The sequence below is a fragment of the Clavibacter michiganensis genome (assembly GCF_016907085.1).
Taxonomy (GTDB): domain Bacteria; phylum Actinomycetota; class Actinomycetes; order Actinomycetales; family Microbacteriaceae; genus Clavibacter; species Clavibacter michiganensis_O.
The window spans coordinates 2,874,874-2,895,821 of sequence record NZ_JAFBBJ010000001.1; the positions used below are offsets into that span (position 1 = coordinate 2,874,874).

The 20,948-nt window shown below is 72.1% G+C and carries 22 protein-coding genes and 1 pseudogene; 14 read left to right on the forward strand and 9 right to left on the reverse strand.

The window, feature by feature from the left end; translation table 11 throughout:
- The first annotated feature begins 23 nt into the window (after window positions 1-23).
- From JOE38_RS13640 to JOE38_RS13660, 5 genes and pseudogenes are all read left to right on the forward strand, one after another.
- Entirely contained in the window at window positions 24-446 is a 423-nt protein-coding gene (locus JOE38_RS13640) for a pentapeptide repeat-containing protein (protein ID WP_204576760.1), read from the forward strand.
- Window positions 443-1,054, forward strand: coding sequence for a DUF6445 family protein (locus JOE38_RS13645; RefSeq protein ID WP_204576761.1), 612 nt, complete (start codon window positions 443-445; stop codon window positions 1,052-1,054). The genes JOE38_RS13640 and JOE38_RS13645 overlap by 4 nt, the downstream gene beginning before the upstream one ends.
- A complete protein-coding gene (locus tag JOE38_RS13650; RefSeq protein WP_204576762.1) occupies window positions 1,047-1,880 on the forward strand; it encodes a CmcI family methyltransferase in 834 nt (277 codons plus the stop codon). Before JOE38_RS13645 ends, JOE38_RS13650 begins: the two co-directional genes overlap by 8 nt.
- Window positions 1,877-3,073 (forward strand): MFS transporter, encoded by a 1,197-nt coding sequence (locus JOE38_RS13655; protein WP_204576763.1) that lies wholly within the window; start codon window positions 1,877-1,879, stop codon window positions 3,071-3,073. Before JOE38_RS13650 ends, JOE38_RS13655 begins: the two co-directional genes overlap by 4 nt.
- Before the next feature lie 126 nt (window positions 3,074-3,199).
- A pseudogene (locus JOE38_RS13660) lies at window positions 3,200-4,209 on the forward strand (IS481 family transposase).
- Here JOE38_RS13660 and JOE38_RS13665 read toward each other — a convergent pair.
- Window positions 4,152-4,547, reverse strand: coding sequence for a hypothetical protein (locus JOE38_RS13665; protein ID WP_204576764.1), 396 nt, complete (start codon window positions 4,545-4,547; stop codon window positions 4,152-4,154). The pseudogene JOE38_RS13660 and the gene JOE38_RS13665 sit on opposite strands and share 58 nt — an antisense overlap.
- A 152-nt stretch (window positions 4,548-4,699) precedes the next feature.
- Here JOE38_RS13665 and JOE38_RS13670 point away from each other — a divergent pair, with 152 nt between their 5' ends.
- Window positions 4,700-5,104 (forward strand): RidA family protein, encoded by a 405-nt coding sequence (locus tag JOE38_RS13670; RefSeq protein WP_204576765.1) that lies wholly within the window; start codon window positions 4,700-4,702, stop codon window positions 5,102-5,104.
- A 270-nt stretch (window positions 5,105-5,374) separates the two neighbouring features.
- On the opposite strand, the gene JOE38_RS13675 is transcribed toward JOE38_RS13670, so the two are convergent.
- A complete protein-coding gene (locus JOE38_RS13675; protein ID WP_204576766.1) occupies window positions 5,375-6,376 on the reverse strand; it encodes an adenosine deaminase in 1,002 nt (333 codons plus the stop codon).
- A 39-nt stretch (window positions 6,377-6,415) separates the two neighbouring features.
- On the opposite strand from JOE38_RS13675, the gene JOE38_RS13680 reads away from it, so the two are divergent.
- The 4 genes from JOE38_RS13680 to JOE38_RS16065 all read left to right on the forward strand — a co-directional run bounded on the left by JOE38_RS13680 (window position 6,416) and on the right by JOE38_RS16065 (window position 10,121).
- Window positions 6,416-6,679, forward strand: a complete 264-nt coding sequence (locus JOE38_RS13680) for a hypothetical protein (RefSeq protein ID WP_204576767.1) — start codon at window positions 6,416-6,418, stop codon at window positions 6,677-6,679.
- 60 nt (window positions 6,680-6,739) lie between these two features.
- Window positions 6,740-7,180: a bleomycin resistance protein gene (locus JOE38_RS13685; protein ID WP_204576768.1), complete on the forward strand. Its 441-nt coding sequence runs from the start codon at window positions 6,740-6,742 to the stop codon at window positions 7,178-7,180.
- Between the two features lie 74 nt (window positions 7,181-7,254).
- Window positions 7,255-8,334 (forward strand): ATP-binding protein, encoded by a 1,080-nt coding sequence (locus JOE38_RS13690; RefSeq protein WP_204576769.1) that lies wholly within the window; start codon window positions 7,255-7,257, stop codon window positions 8,332-8,334.
- Entirely contained in the window at window positions 8,331-10,121 is a 1,791-nt protein-coding gene (locus JOE38_RS16065) for a vWA domain-containing protein (protein ID WP_204576770.1), read from the forward strand. Before JOE38_RS13690 ends, JOE38_RS16065 begins: the two co-directional genes overlap by 4 nt.
- Before the next feature lie 6 nt (window positions 10,122-10,127).
- Here the strand turns inward: JOE38_RS16065 and JOE38_RS13700 are convergent, their stop codons facing one another.
- The gene (locus JOE38_RS13700; RefSeq protein ID WP_204576771.1) at window positions 10,128-10,457 is read right to left on the reverse strand and encodes a hypothetical protein; all 330 of its coding nucleotides are present in this window, start codon (window positions 10,455-10,457) and stop codon (window positions 10,128-10,130) included.
- Window positions 10,454-10,594, reverse strand: coding sequence for a hypothetical protein (locus JOE38_RS13705; protein WP_204576772.1), 141 nt, complete (start codon window positions 10,592-10,594; stop codon window positions 10,454-10,456). The genes JOE38_RS13700 and JOE38_RS13705 overlap by 4 nt, the downstream gene beginning before the upstream one ends.
- A 105-nt stretch (window positions 10,595-10,699) precedes the next feature.
- On the opposite strand from JOE38_RS13705, the gene JOE38_RS13710 reads away from it, so the two are divergent.
- Entirely contained in the window at window positions 10,700-11,536 is an 837-nt protein-coding gene (locus tag JOE38_RS13710; protein WP_204576773.1) for a hypothetical protein, read from the forward strand.
- Window positions 11,537-11,617: 81 nt separating this feature from the next.
- Here the strand turns inward: JOE38_RS13710 and JOE38_RS13715 are convergent, their stop codons facing one another.
- A complete protein-coding gene (locus JOE38_RS13715; protein ID WP_204576774.1) occupies window positions 11,618-12,664 on the reverse strand; it encodes an NAD(P)-dependent alcohol dehydrogenase in 1,047 nt (348 codons plus the stop codon).
- Between the two features lie 152 nt (window positions 12,665-12,816).
- On the opposite strand from JOE38_RS13715, the gene JOE38_RS13720 reads away from it, so the two are divergent.
- A complete protein-coding gene (locus JOE38_RS13720; RefSeq protein WP_204576775.1) occupies window positions 12,817-14,187 on the forward strand; it encodes a carboxylesterase family protein in 1,371 nt (456 codons plus the stop codon).
- Window positions 14,188-14,272: 85 nt separating this feature from the next.
- Here JOE38_RS13720 and JOE38_RS13725 read toward each other — a convergent pair whose 3' ends face one another.
- The 3 genes from JOE38_RS13725 to soxR all read right to left on the reverse strand — a co-directional run bounded on the left by JOE38_RS13725 (window position 14,273) and on the right by soxR (window position 17,899).
- Window positions 14,273-16,465, reverse strand: a complete 2,193-nt coding sequence (locus tag JOE38_RS13725) for a glycoside hydrolase family 3 protein (RefSeq protein WP_204576776.1) — start codon at window positions 16,463-16,465, stop codon at window positions 14,273-14,275.
- 182 nt (window positions 16,466-16,647) lie between these two features.
- Window positions 16,648-17,301 carry a TetR/AcrR family transcriptional regulator gene (locus tag JOE38_RS13730; protein ID WP_204576777.1) on the reverse strand — a complete coding sequence of 218 codons (654 nt, stop codon included), beginning with the start codon at window positions 17,299-17,301 and terminating at the stop codon, window positions 16,648-16,650.
- Between the two features lie 127 nt (window positions 17,302-17,428).
- Window positions 17,429-17,899, reverse strand: coding sequence for a redox-sensitive transcriptional activator SoxR (soxR, locus tag JOE38_RS13735; protein ID WP_204576778.1), 471 nt, complete (start codon window positions 17,897-17,899; stop codon window positions 17,429-17,431).
- 106 nt (window positions 17,900-18,005) lie between these two features.
- Here soxR and fdxA point away from each other — a divergent pair, with 106 nt between their 5' ends.
- The gene (gene fdxA, locus JOE38_RS13740) at window positions 18,006-18,332 is read left to right on the forward strand and encodes a ferredoxin (RefSeq protein ID WP_204576779.1); all 327 of its coding nucleotides are present in this window, start codon (window positions 18,006-18,008) and stop codon (window positions 18,330-18,332) included.
- Window positions 18,329-18,823: a flavin reductase family protein gene (locus JOE38_RS13745; protein ID WP_204576780.1), complete on the forward strand. Its 495-nt coding sequence runs from the start codon at window positions 18,329-18,331 to the stop codon at window positions 18,821-18,823. The genes fdxA and JOE38_RS13745 overlap by 4 nt, the downstream gene beginning before the upstream one ends.
- A 22-nt stretch (window positions 18,824-18,845) precedes the next feature.
- Here JOE38_RS13745 and JOE38_RS13750 read toward each other — a convergent pair whose 3' ends face one another.
- Window positions 18,846-20,774 carry a LamG-like jellyroll fold domain-containing protein gene (locus JOE38_RS13750; protein ID WP_204576781.1) on the reverse strand — a complete coding sequence of 643 codons (1,929 nt, stop codon included), beginning with the start codon at window positions 20,772-20,774 and terminating at the stop codon, window positions 18,846-18,848.
- Window positions 20,775-20,948: the final 174 nt, after the last annotated feature.

Sequence of the window (20,948 nt, forward strand, 5' to 3'; positions counted from 1 at the left end):
CTCCGGACCCCTCCGGAGCCACCGTGCGAGAGCTCGTCAGTCTGCTGAGGCGAACTCCGCGAGCTCTGGAGATCGTGGAGCGCGATTTCTCCGGGATGGATCTCTCTGGGGTGTCGTTCATGGGCTGCACGGTCAGGGGGTGCTCGTTTGAACGAGCCGATCTACGCAAGACGAATTTCACGGAGGCCAGGATCGAGCGAAGCGAGTTCGTGCAGGCGAACCTCGTCCGGGCCAACATGCAGCGTGCTGTCATCGAGAACTGCGGTTTCGCTCGTGCCGACCTGAGGGAGGTCTTCGCGCCGACCGTGGAATTCCGCAGGTCTGATTTCACGGGCGCCAACTTCTGGGCAGCGAGGATACCCGTGTCCGCATTCGTGGACTGCTGGGTCGCGGATGAGCAGCATGCCCAGCTGGACAGCAGGGTTCAGGCAGGTGCGAAGTCATGAGGGACGGCATGATCGTCGTGGACGACTTCTATGCTTCCCCTGATTCGGTGCGGAAGTTCGCACTCGCGCAGGAGTACACCGATTTTGGGGGTGCGAAGGCGTTCCTCGGACGGGAAACGCTGTATCCCTATTTCGACGACAGCATGACAGCTCGATTCAGCGAGCTCGTCGGGACCCCGATTGTCCACAGCGAGAGGCAGGTGTACGGCAAGTTCCGTCTGGCTGGGGCCGACGAGAGCAGGCGGACAAAGGTGCACTTCGACCGATCAGCCTGGGCGGCGAACATCTATCTCACCCCGGGCCTCGACGCTTCGTGCGGTCTGGGCATATATCGGCACAGGGCGACCGGTCTCGAAGAGGTGCCGTCCGCGGAGCAGCTCGCGGACCTCGGCTTCGATTCGCTGAACGAATTTGACGCGACCGTGGTGGTGCCTGACAGCCTCGACCAGTCGAGATGGGAACTGATCGACATCATCGAGCCGACCTACAACAGGCTGGTCGTGATCCCGGGTTCGCGGTACTTCCATGCCGCGGAGAAGGGTTCCGGCGTGAATGTGGAAGAGGCGCGGCTCTCGCAGCACTTCTTCTTCCAGGCTCTCGATGACTGAGGGGTCCGAGGACCGTCTTCGCCTCCTGCTGGACTGGGCTGCCATGCGACTGGAGAGGGAGAGGGTGCCGAACGCCTTCGACAACGCTGTGTTCTCCATATCCAGGGCGCTTGTCCAGGACTCGTTCTCGGTCGTGAACCGTGATGCGGCCCTGGACGTCCTCGAGGAGCTGGTGACGGTCGAACGCGGTGCTTCCTCGAGTGAGAGGTTCGTCCCGCTCGCAAAGCGTCTCCTCGACGTGCACGGCTCCCGGGCTCTGCCGCCGCTGGGATATCTGCTCGGGCAGGGCGTGAACCGCAGCCCCACGTGGCGTGGTCGACAGATCTTCAAGTCCGTCTGGGACATGGCCATCTACAACGAGCTGCTGTTCGAATTGCGGCCGGGTGTCATCGTCGAACTCGGGAGCGGCGACGGGGCGAGCGCCGACTGGTTCTCGACCCTGGCTTCCGCGTTCTCCCTCGAGGCCGAGGTCGTGTCCTTCGACGCGTCCCCACCTGACACGCCGAGTGGAGCGGGCATGCAGTTCGTCAAGGCCCGGTTTCCCGAGGACACCGATCGTCTGATCTCCTGGACTGAGACGCTGGATCCCGGAAGGCCGTGGCTCGTAGTCGAGGACATGCACGTCGGCATCGAGATCGTGCTTCCCGCCATCGTGCGTGTCCTGCGGCCGGGTGATTACCTCGTCGTGGAGGACAGCGCCCACAAGCAGGACGTGATCCGCTCCTTGGCAGCTGGCGAGGTGGAGTTGGATGTCGACCAGTCCTACACGGACAGATTCGGGGTCAACGGGACGTCGGCCATGAACTCGATCCTCCGCGTTCGATGAACCATCCCGGCTCCCGTCCGTTGATAGCGGGATCGGCGCTCTCTCAGCTCGGGAACTGGGTGAACGTGACCGCGGTGATGATCCTCCTGCAGCAGGACCACGGTGCGGCTGCTGTCGCTCTCTACTTCCTGATCCGGACGGTTCCGCCGGTCTTGCTCGCCCGACCCATCGTGACCCTCGTCCCCGTGAGGCTCGTGGGAAGGTTCTGGGCGGGGAGCCAGGTCACCCTCGCCGTAACGATGGCGGGACTGGCGTTCGTGGCTGATGACGTAGTGGCGTTGCTTGTTCTCCTCGGTTTCGCTGGCGTCCTGCAATCCGTGGCGTCGTCGTGGCTGATGCAGATCGCCGAGACCGTGGCAGGAGAGGACCGGCGGTCCGTGATCACCGCCGTCTCGACGGGGACGAGCGTCGCTGTGGTCGCCGGGCCGTCGTTGGGGGGCGCATTGGCGTTCCTCGGGGGGCTCTTCCCTGTCTTCATGTTCGATGCCGCGACCTTCGTTGCGGCGATCCTCCTCGTGCCGTGGGCTCGGGCGACAGGGTTGCGTGCGTCGGGAACGCCGGCGACCGGCTATCGCAGCGCGTTGCGAGGCGTCGTGCGGTCGCTGTCGCCTCTGCATCCTGCTGGGAGTCCCGGGCTACGGTCACTCGCTCTCTTCTGGATACTCTTCGGGCTGTTCGGCGGAGTCCTGACGGTCACCGAGACCCCTGTCCTCTCGGACATGAAGGCCTTCGATGCCAATGAGATCGGCCTCACCATCAGCGCATACGGGCTCGGGGGGCTGCTGGTGTTCATCGCTTCAACATTCTTCGGGTTCAGCACGGATCGTCTGGCGTGCGCATCGGTGCTGGTGGTCGGCTTGGCCCTGTGGGCGGTGTTCGATGACGGAGTGGTCTACGCGGCGTTCTTCATCATCGGGTTGGGCTATTCGTTGGTGAACAGTGCCGTCCGGGTTTCTTTCGGCGATCTGTTCGCGACCTCGTCCACCCCGGTGAGCGAGTCCTGGGCATGGGTCAATCAGCTGTCGCTGCTGACGTCGGTCGTCTCGTATCTCACCGGTCTGATCTATTTCTCTCTGACCAGCCAGCCGGCGCCCATGTTGGTTCTGGTGGTGGCGCTCAGCGTCGTCTGCGCGGGCTGCGGCGTCGTGTGGGACAACCGCGCCAGGGCGTTGTCCTCCTTGTCCGACTCGTGAGCGCGCCTGCATGGCTCGCACTCGGCTGAGGTCACGCGGCGCGGCAGGTTGTGAACGCCATGCTGGATGGCGAAGGCCTCCGTGACGATGTGAGTCACTACACACGCATCTTCCACGGAGGTCATCGTGACTCACGCCGGTGATCCGTTCGCTCCGGCGGGGAGGCTTCGGCTTTCCCGTTCGATCGTCGCGGACGGGTGGCCGATCCGCCGCGCTGCGGAGCGGTTCCCGCGCTCGCCGGCGACTGCGTCGAGATGGGCTCGCGGGTATCGTGCGGGCTTGCCGATGACAGATGGCTCATCCCGCCCGCGCCGTCGACCGGCGCGCACGAGTCGGCGTCTCGAGCGGCATGTCGTCGCGATCAGATCCACCCGACGATGGGGCTCGCGCCGCATCGGGTGTCACGTCCGCCTCCCCCGCTCCACGACCGAACGGGTTCTGAATCGGTACCGGATGCCGCTTCTCGCGCAGCTGGATTGCGCGACGGGACTCCCCGTCCGACGCTCGCCCGCACGACGCTACGAGCACCCCTCGCCGGGAGAGCTGGTCCACGTCGACATCAAGGAGCTCGGCCGCATACCGGACGGCGGCGGGCATCGGATCCGGGGCCGGCAGGCGGACCGCAGGAACAGTCCCCGGACCGGACGGGGGTACTCGTTCCTGCACCACGCCGTGGATGATCGCTCCCGACTCGCGTACTCCGAGATCCTCACCGATGCGCGCAAGGAGACCGCTGCCGCGTTCTAGACCCGCACGAACGCGTTCCTCACCACGGCCGGCATCACCGTGACCCGTGTCCGGACGGGCAACGGGGCCTACTGACGCTCGAAGGGCTTCGCGCACGTGCCCGGCACATCGCTCACGAACGCACCCGCCCCTCCCGGCCCCAGACGAACGGGGAGGTCGAACGGTCCAACCGCACCCTCGCTGCAGAATGGGCCTACGCCCACCCCTGACGCACCGACGAAGTCCGAGCCACGACCTACGACACCTGGCCGCATCACTACGACCAGCACCGACCCCACATCGGCATCGGCGGGCGGACGCCCGCCGCCCGCGTTCACCACTTCACTGGGAACTACGGCCAGTCGTCGGTCGTGTGCGGGGTCGCGATGACCTGCACGGCGTCGGCGTAGACGATGCGACCCGGCGTCCGGGTGCGCAGCTCGTGCCAGGGGACGTCGTGCCGGTCGAGCAGGGCGAGGTAGTCGGCCGTGAACGCGAGGAGGTCCGTCGCGCTCGCCAGGTACCAGGCGCGGGCGCCCGGGTTCCTCACCCGGTCGTAGCAGTCGGGGTCGACGCTGCGCGGATCCGGGTAGGAGGCGATGGCGCGCGCGTTCACCGCGTCCATCCACTCGATCTCCTCCGTCGAGAGCCGGCCGCTCTGGCGCAGCCCGTCGGCGAGGGCGAAGACGCCGGGGAATGTCCCGCGGCGGTTGGGCGCGGCGCTCTGGAAGCGGACGTAGTCGGGCACGCGGCGATGCTAGGGACGACCGCCGTGGATCCGGCCGGGAGGGGGCGGAACGGACATCCGGGCGGCGCTGGGCGGACATCGGGGCGCCGTTCGCGGGATGGGAGGCTGGTGGGACGGTGCCGGGATCCGCCCGCGCATGAGACGGGAGACCCATGACCGCCGTGACCCTCATCCGCTCCGCCGCCCTCGCGGACGCCGCCGAGTACGCCTACGCCGCCACCGCGCCCGCCGACGCGCGGCTGATCTTCCTCGCGGGATCCTGCCCGCTCGATGAGGACGGCCGCACGGTCGGCGTCGGGGACCACGCCGCGCAGGCGACGCGCTGCGTCGAGAACCTGCGCGTCGCGCTGGAGGCCGCGGGCGCCACGCTCGCCGACCTCGTCAGCACGCGCGTGCTCGTGGCGTCGAGCAGGCAGGCCGACCTCGTGACGGCGTGGGAGGTCGTCCGCGACGCGCTCGCGCCGCACGATCCGCCGAGCACGCTGCTCGGCGTCACCGTGCTCGGCTACGACGACCAGCTCGTGGAGGTCGAGGCCGTCGCGGCAGTCGTCGACTGACCCCGGGTCGGGCGGGGATCGGAAAGCGCCGTCGCGGCAGTCGTCGACTGATCGCGGGTCGGGCGGGGATCGGAAAGCGCCGTCGCGGCAGTCGTCGACTGATCGCGGGTCGGGCGGGGATCGGAAAGCGCCGTCGCGGCAGTCGTCGACTGATCGCGGGTCGGGCGGGGATCGGAAAGCGCCGTCGCGGCAGTCGTCGACTGACCGCGGGTCGGGCGGGGATCGGAGCGCCGTCGCGGCGGTCGTCGACTGACCGCTCCGATCGCCGGGTCAGAGCGCGGAGGCGCGCCAGGCGTCCACCGCGGCGATGAGCTCCGCGCGGCGGTCGTCCGACAGGAACGACGCCTCGAAGGAGTTGCGGGCCAGGAGCGCCAGCGCGTCGTCGTCGAACGCGTGCGCCGCGCGCAGCTGCCGGAGGTTCTCGCCGAGGTAGCCGCCGAAGTAGGCCGGGTCGTCGCTGTTGACGGTCGCGAGCACGCCGCGCGCGAGGAGCTCGGGCAGCGCGTGCTCGTCGAGCGTCTCGTTGACGCCGAGGCGCACGTTCGAGAGCGGGCAGACGGTCAGCGGGATCCGGTCGGCGACGAGCCGGTCGACGAGCGCGGGATCCTCGAGGCAGCGCACCCCGTGATCCACCCGCTCCACGCGCAGCAGGTCGAGCGCCTCGTGGATGTAGGCGGGCGGCCCCTCCTCGCCCGCGTGCGCGACCGCGTGGAGCCCGAGCTGGCGGGCGCGCGCGAACACGTCGACGAAGAGCGACGGCGGGTAGCCGACCTCGGCCGAGTCGAGCCCGACGGCGAGCAGCTCGTGCGCGCGGCCGGCGACGGACTCGAGGGTCGCCATCGCCTCATCCACCGGCCGGTCGCGGAGGAAGCTGAGGATCAGCCCGCCCGAGATGCCGTGGCGCACGCGCGCGTCGCGGAGGGCGTCGAGCAGGCCGTCGAGCACGTCGTCGACGGGCACGCCACGGGTCGTGTGCGCCTGCGGGTCGAACGACATCTCCACGTGCCGGATCCCGTCGGCCGCCGCCCGCTCGAGGTACGCGGCGGCGAGGTCGTGGAAGTCGCGGCGGGTGCGGAGGACCGCGGTGCACGCGTAGTAGAGGTCGAGGAACGACTGCAGGTCGGTGAAGGCGTAGCGCGAGCGGAGGTCCTCGATGCCCGCGTACGGCAGCTCGACGCCGTTGCGCTCGGCCAGCTCGAACACCAGCTCCGGCTCGAGGGTCCCCTCGACGTGCAGGTGCAGCTCGGCGGTGGGCGGGAGCGTGGAGATCATCCGTCCACGGTAACGGGCGGCCGCTCGTAGGCTCGTCGGATGGAGGCGTTCGAGGTCACGGTGCGCGGCGAGCGCTGGCGGATCGCCGAGCGGGAGCCGGCCGACGCGGCGCCGACCTACGACCTCACCTGGCTGAGCGGCCCGGATGGCGGCACGTACGGGTTCAGCATCGGCGGAACGCGGCGGACGTGCGAGCAGCTGACAGCGGAAGCGACGGCGTTCGTGGACGCGTTCTCCGAGCCGGGCGGCATCGGCGAGGACTTCGTCGGCTTCGTCCCGGCCCGCTTCCGCGACCAGGGGTGAGCGCGCGGGCGTGAGCCAGCCGGCGTGAACGCGGCGCGAGCCGTCTGCGAGCATGGCGCCATGGATCCCGACGCCGAGCCCGACCTCGTCCCCGAGCTGCTGGTGACCGACCTCGCCGCGAGCCTCGTGTTCTGGCGCGACCTCTGCGGCTTCGCCGTCCGGTACGACCGCCCGGCCGAGGGCTTCGCGTACATCGCCCGCGGCGGCGCGCACCTCATGCTCGAGCAGGCGGGCATCATCCGGAACTGGGTGACGGGACCGCTGGAGCGGCCGTACGGGCGCGGGATCAACTTCCAGATCGCCGTCGAGGACGCCGACGTCGTGGCGGAGGCGCTCACCGCGGCGGGCGTCGCGCTCTTCCTCGAGCCGGAGACGACGTGGTACCGGATCGACGACGAGGAGACCGGCGTCCGCCAGCTCCTCGTGCAGGATCCCGACGGGTACCTGGTTCGGTTCCAGTCGTCGATCGGGCGGCGGCCGGCGCAGGATCCCGCCGACTGACGCCGGGCAGGAGGACCCGACGCGAGGTGTGCACTCGGCCTGTGTCGCATGGGCCCGACACGGGAGGATGCCACGTGCGCGCCCTCCACCCCATCACCCCTGCCCAGCTTCCGGACGTCCTGCTGCGTGTTGCGCTGGCGCGGCCCGTCCACCTGTGGGGTGCTCCGGGGATCGGGAAGTCGACCATGGTCGAGGCGTTCGCGCGGGATCTCGGCATGGACTGCGTCACGCTCATGGCGACGCAGCTCGCGCCCGAGGACGTCGCGGGCGTGCCCCAGCTGGTCACGCGCGAGGACGGTGTGACGTTCTCCCGGTTCGCCCCTCCCGAGATGCTCGTGCGCACCGAGCCGTTCGTGCTCTTCCTCGATGAGCTGAACGGCGCGCGGCCCGAGGTGCAGAAGTCGCTGTACTCGCTCGTCCTCACGGGCCGGGTCGGGGACCACCGGCTCCCGGCCGGCAGCGTCGTGATCGCGGCGGGCAACCGCGCGACCGACCAGGCGGCCATCAAGCCGATGCCGGCGCCCCTCGTCAACCGGTTCGTGCACGTGCACCTGCGCTCGTCGGTGGACGACTGGCTCGCCTGGGCCGTCGGCGCCCAGATCCACCCGGCGGTGGTGGAGTACATCACCCAGCGTCCCGACCACCTCCACGTCGAGCCGCCGAAGACCGAGGAGGCGTTCTCGACGCCGCGCTCCTGGCACGCGTTCGCCGACGCGCTGACGTCGTGGGGCGAGGACCCCGCCGCGGACGTCGTCGCGATGCTCGCCGCGGGGTGCGTCTCGGCGTCGCACGCTGCCTCGTTCGCCGCCTGGCACAAGATGCGCGAGCGCGCGTACGACCTCGACGCCATCATCCGCGGCGATCTGCGCTGGCCGGCCGAGGTCGCCGACCGCGACCTCCTGCACTTCCACGCGCTGTCCCTGCGAGCCCGCCTCGCGAAGGAGCTCCCCGCCGACATCCGGCACGCGTCGCCGGCGGGACGGCAGTTCGCGGTCCGCGCCAAGGACCTCCTAATCGAGCTGGCCGACATCTCGCTGGAGATCGCGCAGATCGTGGTCGCCCCGGACGACACGGGCGCGCCGATCCTGCCGGCGTGGTTCCTGGTGGAGCTCGTGCGCGACGTGCCGCGGCTGGCGGAGAAGCGCTCCGCGTGACGGGACGCAGGAACGCCAAGCCGCCCAAGGACCCCGGGGCGGAGGCGGTGCGGCTCGGCTGGAGCAGCGTGCGCAGTCATCCCATGTTCTCCCACATCGCGGCGGAGCTGACGCTGGTCCGGTACGACTCCATCCGCCCGGACGACGGGTGGGCGCAGGTGGATTCAGAGACGTGCGACATCGTCGTCGATCCGACCCGCAGGGCCCAGCCGGAGCAGTGGGCCTGGGTCTTCGCGCACCTGGTGCTGCACCTGGGCTTCGGCCACCTCGATCCGCGGGTGTCCGCCTCGTCGCGCGTCGAGGCGACGGCGGTCGACGTCGAGGTGGACCGGTTCCTCGCCTCCCTGAAGTTCGGGCGGAGCCCCTTCGAGCTGCCCGTGATCTGGCCCGTCGGATCCCCCGAGCGCCTCGCCGCCGAGTGGCGCCTGTCCGGCGTCCCAGCCGGCCTCGAGACGTGCGGCACGGCGGGCGCGGCCCCCTGCGTCACGAAGGGGCGGCGCCTCTACGGCGACGCCCCCGACTGGCGGCAGCTCTTCGCCTACGGGCTCACCGACGCGGTGTCTGCGGCCACGGACGTCGCCGGCGGAGCGCGGCTGTCCCTCAGCGACCGGTCCGCCCCGCTGGCGGCCTGGGAGCGCGCCCGGCGGTGGTTCCTGTCGGCGTACCCGCTGCTCGGGGCCACCATGTCCACGCTGACCCTGGTCGCGGACGCGGATCTCGTCCGCGGCGGGGACATCCCGATCGCGGCGGTCGACCCTGTCGCCGGGGAGCTGTACGTCAACCCGCTCGCCGTGCTCACGGAGCAGGAGTGGCGGTTCGTCCTCGCGCACGAGTCCCTGCACGCCGCGCTGGCCCACCACACGCGCACCGGCGGGCGCGACCCCTACCTCTTCAACATCGCGACGGACTTCGTCATCAACGGCTGGCTGATCGAGATGGGCGTGGGGGAGACGCCCGCGGGCCTCCTCCACGACCCGCAGTTCGCCGGGCAGTCGAGCGAGGAGGTCTACGACCGGATCGCGACGGACGCGCGCCGGTACCGCAAGCTGTCGACGCTCCGCGGCCGCGCCCAGCCCGACGTCCTCGACGCCGGCGGGAGGATGCCGACCGCCGGAGCGTCCGTCGACCTCGACGAGCTCCTCCGGCGCTCGCTCGGGACGGGGCTCGACCTCCACCAGGCCGAGGGGCGGGGGAAGCTGCCGTCCGCGCTGGTGGCGGAGATCCGCGCGCTCGCGCAGCCGCCCCTCCGCTGGGACGTCGAGCTCGCCCGCTGGTTCGAGGAGATGTTCCCGGCCCTGGATCCGGTGCAGACGTACTCGCGTCCCTCCCGGCGGCAGGCCGCGACGCCCGACATCCCGCGACCCGGCTGGCTCACGCCCGACGTGCCGATCGTGCAGCGGACGTTCGGCGTCGTCCTCGACACCTCGGGATCCATGGACGCGCGCCTCCTCGGGAAGGCGCTCGGCGCCATCGCGTCGTACGCCCGCGCCCACGACGTGCCCGCCGCGCGGGTCGTGTTCTGCGACGCCGCGGCATACGACGCCGGGTACCTCGACGTGGACGACATCGCCGGTCGCGTCCGCGTGCGGGGGCGCGGCGGCACGGTGCTGCAGCCGGCCGTCCACCTGCTCGAGCGCGCCGAGGACTTCCCCGACGACGGCCCGATCCTCGTCATCACGGACGGCGCGATCGACGTGCTGCGGATCCGTCGCACGCACGCGTTCCTGCTCCCCGAGGGAGCGTCGCTGCCCTTCCGCCCGAAGGGACCCGTGTTCCGCTTCTCCTGAGCGCGCCTACGGCGACGCGGGATCTCCGGCCAGCTCCGGCAGGAGCTCGAGCGCGGCCGGATGCAGTCGCGGCCGCCGCGGCTCGGGGAGCAGCGCGACGACGGGCTCGTAGGTCATGAGGAAGGCCTGGAAGTTCAGGATGCCGAACAGCGCGAGGTCGTGGTCGTCGAGCTGCTCGCCGCGATGCAGCCGGGTCACGGCGTCGCGGGCGCCCGGCGAATCCACGAGGAGGCCCAGGTTGACGGCCCCGTCCTCGTCGCCCGCGACCCAGGGGCGCAGCGGGTGGTCCGCGGGACCCGGGTTGACGATCATCCGGCCGGTGCTGCTGGGCGTCACGCGACCGTCCCCGGACCCTCGGCGGCCTCCGCGGCGGCCTCCACGGCGCGGAGCCTCTTCAGCTCCGCCGACGGCCAGAAGGCGATCCAGGCGATGGACGCGATCGCCGCGCCCATGATCATCGAGGAGATGTCCATGCGATCGACGCTACCGGCCCCGCGCACGGGGGCGCGTCCGTCGCGTGGCGGACGGACCCGACGGCCGTGGGCGCATGCCGGGACCGCGACCGCTACGGTGCGGGGATGCCCGCGAACGCGACCCGACCCCGCCTCCTCTACGTCAGTGACCTGGGCTACCAGGCCAAGGGCCGCCGGTACTGCGACGAGGACATCGACCTGTCCGAACGCCTCGGCGAGGACTTCGATGTCGCGGTCTGCCACCCGTCGGCGGCGGTGGGCCTCATGGACCGGTTCGACGTCGTCGTGGTCCGCAACAGCGGGCCGGTGATCCACGACATGGGCGGGTACGAGGCGTTCCGGGCGGCGGCGCTCGCGAGCGGCATCCCGGTGTTCACGGACCTCCGCGGCAAGGCCGATCAGCTGGGCAAGCAGTACCTGCTCGACCTCTTCGCCTCCGGGTACCCGGTGATCCCGACCGTGGACGACCTCGATCACCTCGACCGGCTCCCCGCGGTCGACGCCTTCGTGGTGAAGCCGCGGTTCGGCACGGACTCCCTAGGCCTCGAATTCGTCACGCGCGACGACCTCGCGACCGTCGACCTCGGGGGCCGCCTCCTGCAGCCCCGCATCGACTTCGCGCACGAGATCTCGTTCTGCTTCGTGGATCGGACGCCGCAGTACGCGCTCTACGCGCCGGATCCGGCCGCGCGGTGGCGGCTCGAGCCGTACGCGGCGACCGGCACCGACTGGGACTTCGCGCAGCGCTTCGTCGACTGGAACGACGTCGAGCACGGCATCCAGCGGGTGGACGCGTGCCGCACCCGGGAGGGGGAGCTGCTGCTCGTCGAGCTGGAGGACCTCAGCCCGTACCTCTCGCTCGACCTCGTCGACGAGGCCACCCGGGACGCCTTCGTCTCCAGCATGACGCGGTCGCTGCACGCGCTCGTGCGCGGGGACTGACGCCGACGCGAGCGGCCCCCGGACGCGGGAGGGCCCCGCGGATCCGATGATCCGCGGGGCCCTCCTATGTGGTGTCGCCGCTTACGCGAACGTCTTCGCGTCGATGACGAAGCGGTAGCGCACGTCCGACTTGAGGACGCGCTCGTAGGCTTCGTTGATCTGCTCGGCCGAGATGAGCTCGGTCTCGGGCAGGATGCCGTGCTCGGCGCAGAAGTCCAGCATCTCCTGGGTCTCGGCGATGCCACCGATCATGGATCCGGCCCAGCTGCGGCGCGCGGGGATGAGCGCGAACGCGGGGATCTCGAGCGGCTCCGACGGGGCGCCGACGTTGACCAGCGTGCCGTCGATCGCGAGCAGGCCGATGTACTTGCTCATATCGAGCTTCGCGGAGACCGTGTTGATGATCAGGTCGAACGAGCCCGCGAGCTCGGTGAACGTGGCGTCGTCGGCGGTGGCGTAGTAGTCCTTGGCGCCGAAGCGCAGGCCGTCCTCCTTCTTGGAGAGCGTCTGCGAGAGCACGGTGACGTCGGCGCCCATGGCGGCGGCGATCTTCACGGCCATGTGGCCGAGGCCGCCCATGCCGACGACGGCGACCTTGGTGCCGGGGCCCGCGTTCCAGTGGCGCAGCGGCGAGTAGGTGGTGATGCCGGCGCAGAGCAGCGGCGCGACCTTCTCGATGTCCAGGGACTCGGGGACGCGGAGCACGAAGTCCTCGTCGACGACGACGGCCTCGGAGTAGCCGCCCTGCGTGATGGTGCCGTCGGCCGGGTCGGTGCCGCCGTACGTCTGGATGTTGCCCTTCAGGCAGTACTGCTCCTGGCCGGCCTTGCACTGCTCGCACTCCTTGCAGGAGTTGACCATGCAGCCGACGCCGACGAGGTCGCCGACCTTGTGCTTGGAGACCTCGGAGCCGACCTCGGTGACGCGGCCGACGATCTCGTGGCCGACGACCTGCGGGTACTGGATGGGGCCCCACTCGCCGCGGACGGTGTGGATGTCGGAGTGGCAGACGCCCGAGTAGGCGATGTCGATGGAGACGTCCTTCGGGCCGACGTCGCGGCGCTCGATGGTGGTCTTGGTGATGGGATCGGTGGCGGACGTGGCCGCGTAGGCGTTGACGGTGCGCATGGGTTCTCCTTGTGCTGACCGGTGGGGGCGGGGAGGGATCGGGTCGATCCGGCCGCGCCCTCTTCGGATGCGGTACCCCTCGACGCTACGCCCGTCGGGCGGGGTCGCCGAAACCGCGCGGCTTTTCCTCGGTCGCCGGATAGCGTGGCCGGATGCCCGCACCCACCGTCCCCGCCCCCATGCCCACGCGATCCGGCCCCGTGACGGGGCTCCGGGACGGCGACGTGATCCGGTACCTCGGCATTCCTTACGCGACGGCGGCGCGCGGCGTCCCGCCCGTGTCGGCTGTGCCCGTGCGCGGATCCGACGGCGAGCCGGTCGTGCTCGCGGCCGTGGATCCGGCGCCCGCGTGCCCGCAGCCGTCGTCGCGGATCCTCGACACGCTGATGCAGGGCGCCCTCGACGGGATCGGGCGCTCGGAGGACTGCCAGCGGCTCTCGATCACGCTGCCCGCCGACCTGCGGCCCGGCGAGGAGCTGCCGGTGATCGCGTGGTTCCACGGCGGCGGCTACACGACGGGCGCGGGCGACCTCGCCATCCACGATCCGCGGGCGCTCGTGGTGGAGCAGCGGGTGATCGTGGTCGCGGTGACCGCGCGGCTCGGGCTCCTCGGGTTCGGCGGCGGGGGCCCTGACGCCCCGCCCGCGAACCTCGGCCTCCTCGACCAGCTCGAGGCGCTGCGCTGGATCCGCGACTCGATCGCCGCGTTCGGCGGCGACCCGGGATCCGTCACGGCGATGGGCCAGTCGGCCGGCGGTGACGCGATCCTGCACCTCATGATCAGCGACGGCGCGCGCGGCCTCTTCCGGCGGGCGATCGTGCAGAGCCCGCCGGTGGGGATCACGGGCGGGCGCGAGCGCATGTTCCGCGCGATGGGGCGCGTGACCCGGTCGCTGCCGGCCGAGGCGCCGCTCGACGCGGTGATGCGCCGCCAGGCCCGGGCGGAGCGCGCGTCGTGGGCGTCGGGGATCCGCGCGGGCTTGCCCTGGGGACCGCGCTACGGCCACGCGCCGCTCCCCGCCGAGGCGGACCGCGACGCCGCCTGGCGGGCGGTCGCCCCCGAGGTCGACCTGCTCATCGGCACGACGCGCGACGAGACCGCGATGTACCTGCCGGCGCTGCCGGTGGTCGCGCCGCTGCTCGGCGTGCCCGTCGTGGGCCGGGCGCTGCGGGCGATCCTGATGCGCGCGGTCGTCGGACCCACCACCCGGCTCGTCTACGCGCGGCCCGTCCGGGCGTTCGCGGCACGCCACCGCGCGGCGGGCGGTCGGGCCGTGCGCTACGTCCTCCGCGCGGCCCCGGCGTCGAGCCCCATCGGCGCGGGCCACACGTCCGACGTGCCGCTGATCCTCGGCACCCGCGACGCGTGGACCCGCATGCGCCTGGTTCCGCCGGAGGCGTGGCCCGAGGTCACCGCGCGCGGGCGGGCCGTGCGGCAGGTGTGGGCCGACTTCGCGCGCACGGGCGTGGTCGCGGCCGACGCGGACACGCGCGGCTGCGGGATGCGGTTCGAACGCGGCTGACCGCGGTCGACGGCCGGACGCGACGACGGGGCGCCGGTCTCCCGGCGCCCCGTCGCGTCCTGTGTCTGCGCTTCCCCGCCGGGTGTCAGGCCCTCCGGCGGCGTGCCAGGAACGTCAGCGCCGCGCCGGTGCCCGCGAGCAGGAGGCCGCCCGCGATCCAGGTGAGCGACTCGGATCCGGTCCTGGGCAGCCCATCCCTCCCGGACGCCGCCGGGGCGGAGGCGCTCGAGGGTCGCGGGGACGGCGCGGGTGCGGGGACCGGCGCGGGTGCCGCCGTCGGGGCGGTGGTCGGCTCGCCCGGGCCCGGCGTGGGGGTCGGCTCCGTCGGCGCCGCCGCGAACGACAGCCCCGCGCGGTACGCGAACAGCGGCGAGGCCGAGTCGTTCGGCACGTCGTAGAACTGGGCGGCCACCGCGTCCATGGAGGACGGCAGCTCGAAGGGCAGGCGCCCCTCGGGCTCGGCGGCCCCCGTGATCACGTCGAGCAGCGCCTCGTCCGAGACCCCGTACGACGCGAGCACCGCGTCGCTGTTCGCGACGACGTCCCCGAGGATCAGCGGACGCGTGAGCTGCGGCACCGCGATGGTGCGCGCTCCCGCGTCGTGGGCCCGCACGAGCGCCTGGTAGTCGGTCTCGGATCCGGTGAAGCCAAGGTCCGTGAGGTCGTCGCCGCCGCGCGGGTCGGCGAGGCGCACGATCGCGACGTCGGCGTCCGCCGGGTCGTCGACGACCGTGAAGCCGGCGGATCGGGCGGCCGACGCCTGCACGCCGCTCAGCCACGCGGTCATGCCCGGCTCGACGCGCACGGGGAGCGCGGCAGCGCCTCCGTCAGCGGCGACGCGGGCCTCGCGGGCCTGCGCATCGGCCGCGGGTGCCGTGTCGCTGAGCAGCGTGAGGCTGCGTCGCTGCGCGTCGAGGCCGGCGGCGCGCGATGCGTCGCTGCCCACGATCGCGTCGGCGGCGGCGGGATCCACGTACGGGTCCTCGAACAGCCCGAGCTCGAACTTCTGCTCCAGCACCCGCTGCCCCGCCTCGACCACGCGGGCCTCGGTGAGGAGCCCCTGCTCCACGGCCTGGAGGATGTGCTGCGGCTGGTCGCTGCCGCCGATGATGTCGACGCCCGCGGAGATCGCGCTGGCGTATCGGGCCGGGAGCGTCAGGTCCTCGACGCCCCACGGCATCCCCGCTCCCCACGGACCCACGAAGAACGCGGGCGGCCGGTTCTCGCGGCACGCCTCGGGGCAGTCGTTCGCGATGCCCCAGTCGCTCGTGATCACGCCGTCGAAGCCGTAGCGCCCGCGCAGGAGGTCCTGCAGCAGGTACTCGTTGTGGTTCGCGCCGACCTGCTCGATGACCCCGTCGCCGAGGTCGAGGTCCTTGAGGATCGAGTACGTCGGCATGATGCCGGCGGCCTGGTTCCGGAACGCACCCTCGTACGGCGTGATGTGCTCGGCGAAGTCCCCGCCGGGGAACGCGGCGTAGCGGCCGTAGTAGTAGTGGCTGTCGTAGCCGTCGACCTGGGCGCCGTAGCCGACCCAGTGCTTGACGACCGTGGCCACGCCCTCGGAGGTGATCCCGTCGGTGCCGCCCTGCAGCCCCTCCACGTACGCGGCGACGTGCGGCGCGACGTCGGCTCCGACGCTCCCGAACGTGCCGTCCTGCCGCGTCCAGCGCGGCTCCGTGCTGATGTCCGCCTGCGGGGAGAGCGCCTCCGTGATCCCCACGGCGCGGTACTCGGCGGCGATGATGCGCCCCATCTCGCGCGTCGTCTCGGGGTCGTCGACCGCGCCCATGCCGATCGGGTCGGGGAACGGCGAGAAGTCGCCGTTGGAGACGGTCTGTCCCTCCGTGACGGTGAAGCCGTGGCGCGGATCCGTGCTGATCTTCAGCGGGATGCCCCAGCGCTCCGCCTCCGCCGCGGCCTGCAGGGCGTTGTGCTCGCGCGCCAGCGTGGGGGCGTCGGCACCGAGCCGGGAGATGTACGTGGTGATGTGCCGGTCGGCGAGCAGCGGGTCGAACGCGGCGCGGTCGTACGCGTCGCCGACGTTCGTGAGGCTCGCGTGCATCAGCAGGCCCGCGCGCTCCTCGGGCGACATGCGCGCGACGAGGTCGGCGGCGCGGTCCTCGGCCGACAGGCGCCAGTCCTCGTACGGCGTGAGCGCGCCGTCCTTGTCGAGGTCGCGGAAGCGGAGGCCGTCGACCGTGATGACGGGCGCGGATCCGGCGCTCTCCAGCCCCGGCTGCGCGCCGTCCGCCGGCGCGGCGACCGCGACGGGCACCCCCGTCGCTCCCAGGGCGACCGACGCCAGGAGCGCTCCTCCCGCCGCCGTCCCGATGATCCGTCGTCGTCGTCGAGACGCCCTGCGGGGTCCGCCCATGTCCACTCCCTCGTGTCCGCGTGCCCTCTCCGTCGAGGGCGCAGCTTGAGCTTGGCCGGGTGGGGAAATTGTGTCAAGCAGACTTAAGAAAGTGCGGGACCGCCGCCGTCGAGGCGTGCGCGCACGAGGGCGACCATGGTGGCGAACTCCCGCTCGACGTCCACCGCGGACCCGGTGAGCGACTGGTACTGCAGCCCGTCCATCACCGCGAGCAGCAGGCGCGCGAGGCTCTCGGCCTCGCCGGCGGGGAGTCCGGATGCCCGCCCGTCGATGCCGTCGAGCATCGCGGCGAGGTGCCGCCCGACGCTGTCGTAGCGCTCCGCCATGCGCGCGCGGACCGGGTGGTCCGGCGCGACGGACTCGCCGAGGAGCGTCGAGAAGAGGCGCGCCCACTCGGGCTCCGACTCGTTGCGGCGGACGAGGGCGCGCAGTCGGTCGAGGGCGTCGCCGCCCGCCTCGTCGCTGCCGGCGCCCGTGCCGTCGCCGTCGGTGCCGGTGACCTCGGCCGCGCTCAGGAGCTCCGTCTGCCGGCCGCTCTCGTCGGCGAGCACGGCCTCCAGCAGGTCCTCCTTGGTGGCGAAGTGGTAGAGCAGGCCCGCGTGCGTGACGCCCGCGCGCGTGGCGATCGCGGCCATGGTCGACCCGCGGTAGCCGTCCGCGGCGAAGGCCGAGCGCGCCGCCGCGATGATCTCCGCCCGGCGCCGCACGCCGCGGGCGTTGAGCATGCCGTCCCGCACGAGCACCTCCCCCGCCCGCGTCCGACGGGTCGGGCCGATGCTATCCGCAGCTCCCGGGGCGGTGCCGTGGCGCGCGCCTTCCGACGGTCGCTCGATGTCGTCGTCGCCGCCGGCTGATCGGGAGCGCTCAGCCGCCCTGAACCCGCACGGGCCCCGCCCCCCGGTCGCCCAACGCGTCGTCCGGGTTCAGGAGACCGCACGCCTTCATCGACAGGCAGCCGCAGCCGATGCAGCCCGTCAGCTCGCGCTCCAGTCGCTCGATGCTCCGGCGCCGCTCCTCGAGCAGGCGCTTCCAGCGGCGCGACGCGCGCTGCCAGTCGGCGTGGCTCGGCGGGCGGTCGAGGGGCACGTCGTCGAAGGTGGACTGCACGTCGGCGAGCGGGATCCCGAGGCGCTTGGCCACCGTGATCAGCGACACCCGTCGGAGCATGTGCCGCGCGTACCGCCGCTGGTTGCCCGCCGTGCGCTCGGCGGCGATGAGGCCGAGGTCCTCGTAGAAGCGGAGGGCGGAGGCGGCGACGCCCGTGCGGCGGGTCATCTCGCCGACCGTGAGCAGCTCGCCGGGCGCGTGCCGCGGCCCTGCCTGCGCATCCGCCACGACGTCTCCCCTCGATTGACCTCAAGGGTACGTGAGGTTCTAACGTGGAGACCATGCGCATCGCCACCCCCGCCGCCGCGTCGGCCGCCACCCGTCAGGACGCCCTGTGACCTACGTGATCGCCCTCCCGTGCGTCGACGTGAAGGACCGCGCGTGCATCGACGAGTGCCCGGTGGACTGCATCTACGAGGGCGAGCGGTCGCTCTACATCCACCCGGACGAGTGCGTGGACTGCGGCGCCTGCGAGCCCGTGTGCCCGGTCGAGGCGATCTACTACGAGGACGACCTGCCCGAGAAGTGGTCGGACTACTACACGGCGAACGTCGAGTTCTTCGCCGAGATGGGATCGCCCGGCGGCGCCGTCAAGGTCGGCGCTGTCGCCTACGACCACCCGGTGGTGGCCGCCGTCCCGCGCCAGGGCGAGCCCGCGTGAGCGCCGACCCCGACCTCTTCAAGGCCGCGTTCCGCGGTCACCCGGCGGGCGTCGCGCTCATCACGGCGCGCACCGCGGACGGGCCGTCCGGCCTCACCGCGTCGAGCGTGGCGTCGCTGTCGGTGGATCCGCCCGCCCTCTCGTTCTCGGTCACCCGCGCCACGGGATCCGCCGGCGCGATCCTCGGGGCCGACAGCTACGTCGTGCACCTGCTCGCCGGGCAGCACGCCGCGCTCGCCCGGTCGTTCGCGGTCTCCGGATCGCCGCGCTTCACCGAGGAGCAGGGCTTCCAGGAGCTGCCGACCGGGGAGCCGCTGCTCGCCGACGCGCGCGCCGCCCTCCGCTGCCGCACGCTGCAGACCGTGCCGGTCGGCGGATCCGTGCTGGTCGTCGCCGAGGTCCTCGACGTGATCCTCGGCGAGCCCGCCCCGCCGCTCGTCTACCGCGACCGCCGCTTCCACCTGCTCGAGGACGACCACCCGGAGCTCTGAGCCCGACCGGCGGCGCCGTGCGTCACGCGATCATGAACTCCGACGGCTTCAGCGCGCGCTCCACGATGCGCACGTCGCCGATCGACGCGGGCAGCACGTGGTCGAGCTTCCCCGCGTAGAGGTTCGCGCCGAGGAGCCACGAGGTCGCGGGCGATGCCGCGGCCAGCCCGCGGTTCGACGTGGCCGGGTTCCGCACCACCGGGCAGCCGTCGACGTACATGGTCGTGTGCTGGCTGTCGTTGACGACGGCCACGTGCCACCACTGGGCCGCGGGCAGCTCGTGCGACCAGTTGGTGAGGGATCCCTGCTGGGTCGTCGGGTAGACGCACCACTGGATCTCGCGGCTGCCGGAGACGCTGAGGGTCGCGGCGGGCTCGTCCGGGTCGCCCGCGTCGCCGGGCGTCTTCCCCGCGTCCTTCGCGGAGGCGGCGCGGGACAGGATCGCGCTGAAGCCGTCCGCGTCGCCGTCGAAGTCCGCGGGGATGCGGACGAACGCCTCGACCGTGTAGCCCTGGCGGAAGGTCGCGGCGTCGAGCGGGGCGCCGTCGACCGTCCGGAGGTAGTCGCCCGACTTCTTGCCGCCCGTGAGGGTGAGGCTGCCGAAGCCCGGCTGGTCGTCGTGGTGCGCGGAGGCGAAGCGCAGGGATCCGGGTGCCGCGCCCGCGCGGTTCGCGACCACGAGGTCGTTGCCGCGGCCGGACGCGTCGGGGATGCGGGTGGCGGTGCCGAGCGCGGATGCGTCGGCGTGCCCGTCGAAGCGCCAGTACGCGACCGTGCCGGGCACGAGCATCTGCGCGGCCGGCCGGGCGGCGCGCGCGGGGACGGGCGCGAATCCGGCGAAGCGCTGCTCGAAGTCGACGCTCACCGTGAACCGGTCGACGTCGCCCGAGAGGGCCGCCTCCTCGTCCGCGAGCTCGTTGCCCGTGCCGAGCCCGCCGCCGAGGATGAACGGCGCGAGGGTCTCGACGTCGATCGCGTTCCGCTCGAGGTCCACGTGGTACAGCCGGATCATCGCGGCGCCGCCGTAGTAGCGGTCCTGGTAGTTGACGAGGTGCAGGTCCACGTCGTGGCCCGCGCGGTTCTGCTTCGTGACGCGGCCGGGCTTCCAGTAGTGGCCGTTGAGGGTGAGGAAGATCTGGTCGTGCTGGCTGATGAAGGAGTCCCAGAGGCCCTGGCCGTAGTCGTCGAGCACGGCGGATCCGTCGGGCTTCGAGTCGACGATGTCGTGCGCCGTGAGGATCACGGGCAGCGTCGGGTGCGCGGCGAGCACGCCGCGCGCCCACTCGACGCCGCGGGCGCTCGTGCGCCAGTCGAGCGCGAGGACGAGCCAGTCGAGGCCGCCCGCCGTGAAGGTGTGGAACGAGTTGTAGCCGTCGGGGCTGGATCCGCGATAGCTCGGCGACTTGCGGAACCGCTTCGGCCCGAACGCGTCGAGGTACGGCGTGCGGCCGCGCTGGTCGTCGGTGGAGGAGGGGACGTCGTGGTTGCCGGCGAGGACGCTCCACGCCGCGCCGGCCTTGTCGAGCAGCGTGAACTGCGCGCTCGCCGCCTGGATCTCGTTCGCGGCGCCGTTCTGCGTCACGTCGCCGAGGTGGGCGAGGAAGACGATGTTGTGGCGATCCCGCTCGGCGAGCACGTACCGCAGCGAGGCCTCGAGCGGCTCGGGGTGGATCGACGCGCCGTCGAAGAGGTACTGCGTGTCGGGCAGCACGGCGATCGTGAAGCGGGGCGACGCGGTGTCGGGCTTCCAGCGAGCGCCGGAGCCCTGCTGCGCGGCGGGCGCCTTCACGGCGCTGGCGCCGAGCGCGTCGTCGGATGCGGTCGCGGCCACCGCGGGCAGCGCCCCGCCGAGGCCGGCCACGCCGAGCGCGCCGGCCGCGCCGCTCGTGATGAGGAAGCCGCGTCGGGAGAGCGCGGAGGAGGAGGGAGACGTCGTCGGGTCCTGGGTCACGGGGGACGACCGTAGGCGCGACGGGTGAACGCGATGCGGCACCGCGGTGGACGGGTGGCGGCGGGGGTGTGGGCGTTGCCGGGAGCGGTGACGGGCGTCAGTCTGAGGTGATGCAGTCCCGCGACGCCGACCCGATGGACTTCCCGCCCCCGCCCACCGCGGACTCCATCACGG

Coding starts and splice junctions, on each gene's coding strand:
- JOE38_RS13645 (WP_204576761.1), top strand. CDS start 443: ATGAGGGACGGCATGATCGTCGTGGACGACTTCTATGCTTCCCCTGAT.
- JOE38_RS13650 (WP_204576762.1), top strand. CDS start 1,047: ATGACTGAGGGGTCCGAGGACCGTCTTCGCCTCCTGCTGGACTGGGCT.
- JOE38_RS13655 (WP_204576763.1), top strand. CDS start 1,877: ATGAACCATCCCGGCTCCCGTCCGTTGATAGCGGGATCGGCGCTCTCT.
- JOE38_RS13670 (WP_204576765.1), top strand. CDS start 4,700: ATGACCGCCGTGACCCTCATCCGCTCCGCCGCCCTCGCGGACGCCGCC.
- JOE38_RS13675 (WP_204576766.1), bottom strand. CDS start 6,376: ATGATCTCCACGCTCCCGCCCACCGCCGAGCTGCACCTGCACGTCGAG.
- JOE38_RS13680 (WP_204576767.1), top strand. CDS start 6,416: ATGGAGGCGTTCGAGGTCACGGTGCGCGGCGAGCGCTGGCGGATCGCC.
- JOE38_RS13685 (WP_204576768.1), top strand. CDS start 6,740: ATGGATCCCGACGCCGAGCCCGACCTCGTCCCCGAGCTGCTGGTGACC.
- JOE38_RS13705 (WP_204576772.1), bottom strand. CDS start 10,594: ATGGACATCTCCTCGATGATCATGGGCGCGGCGATCGCGTCCATCGCC.
- JOE38_RS13710 (WP_204576773.1), top strand. CDS start 10,700: ATGCCCGCGAACGCGACCCGACCCCGCCTCCTCTACGTCAGTGACCTG.
- JOE38_RS13715 (WP_204576774.1), bottom strand. CDS start 12,664: ATGCGCACCGTCAACGCCTACGCGGCCACGTCCGCCACCGATCCCATC.
- JOE38_RS13720 (WP_204576775.1), top strand. CDS start 12,817: ATGCCCGCACCCACCGTCCCCGCCCCCATGCCCACGCGATCCGGCCCC.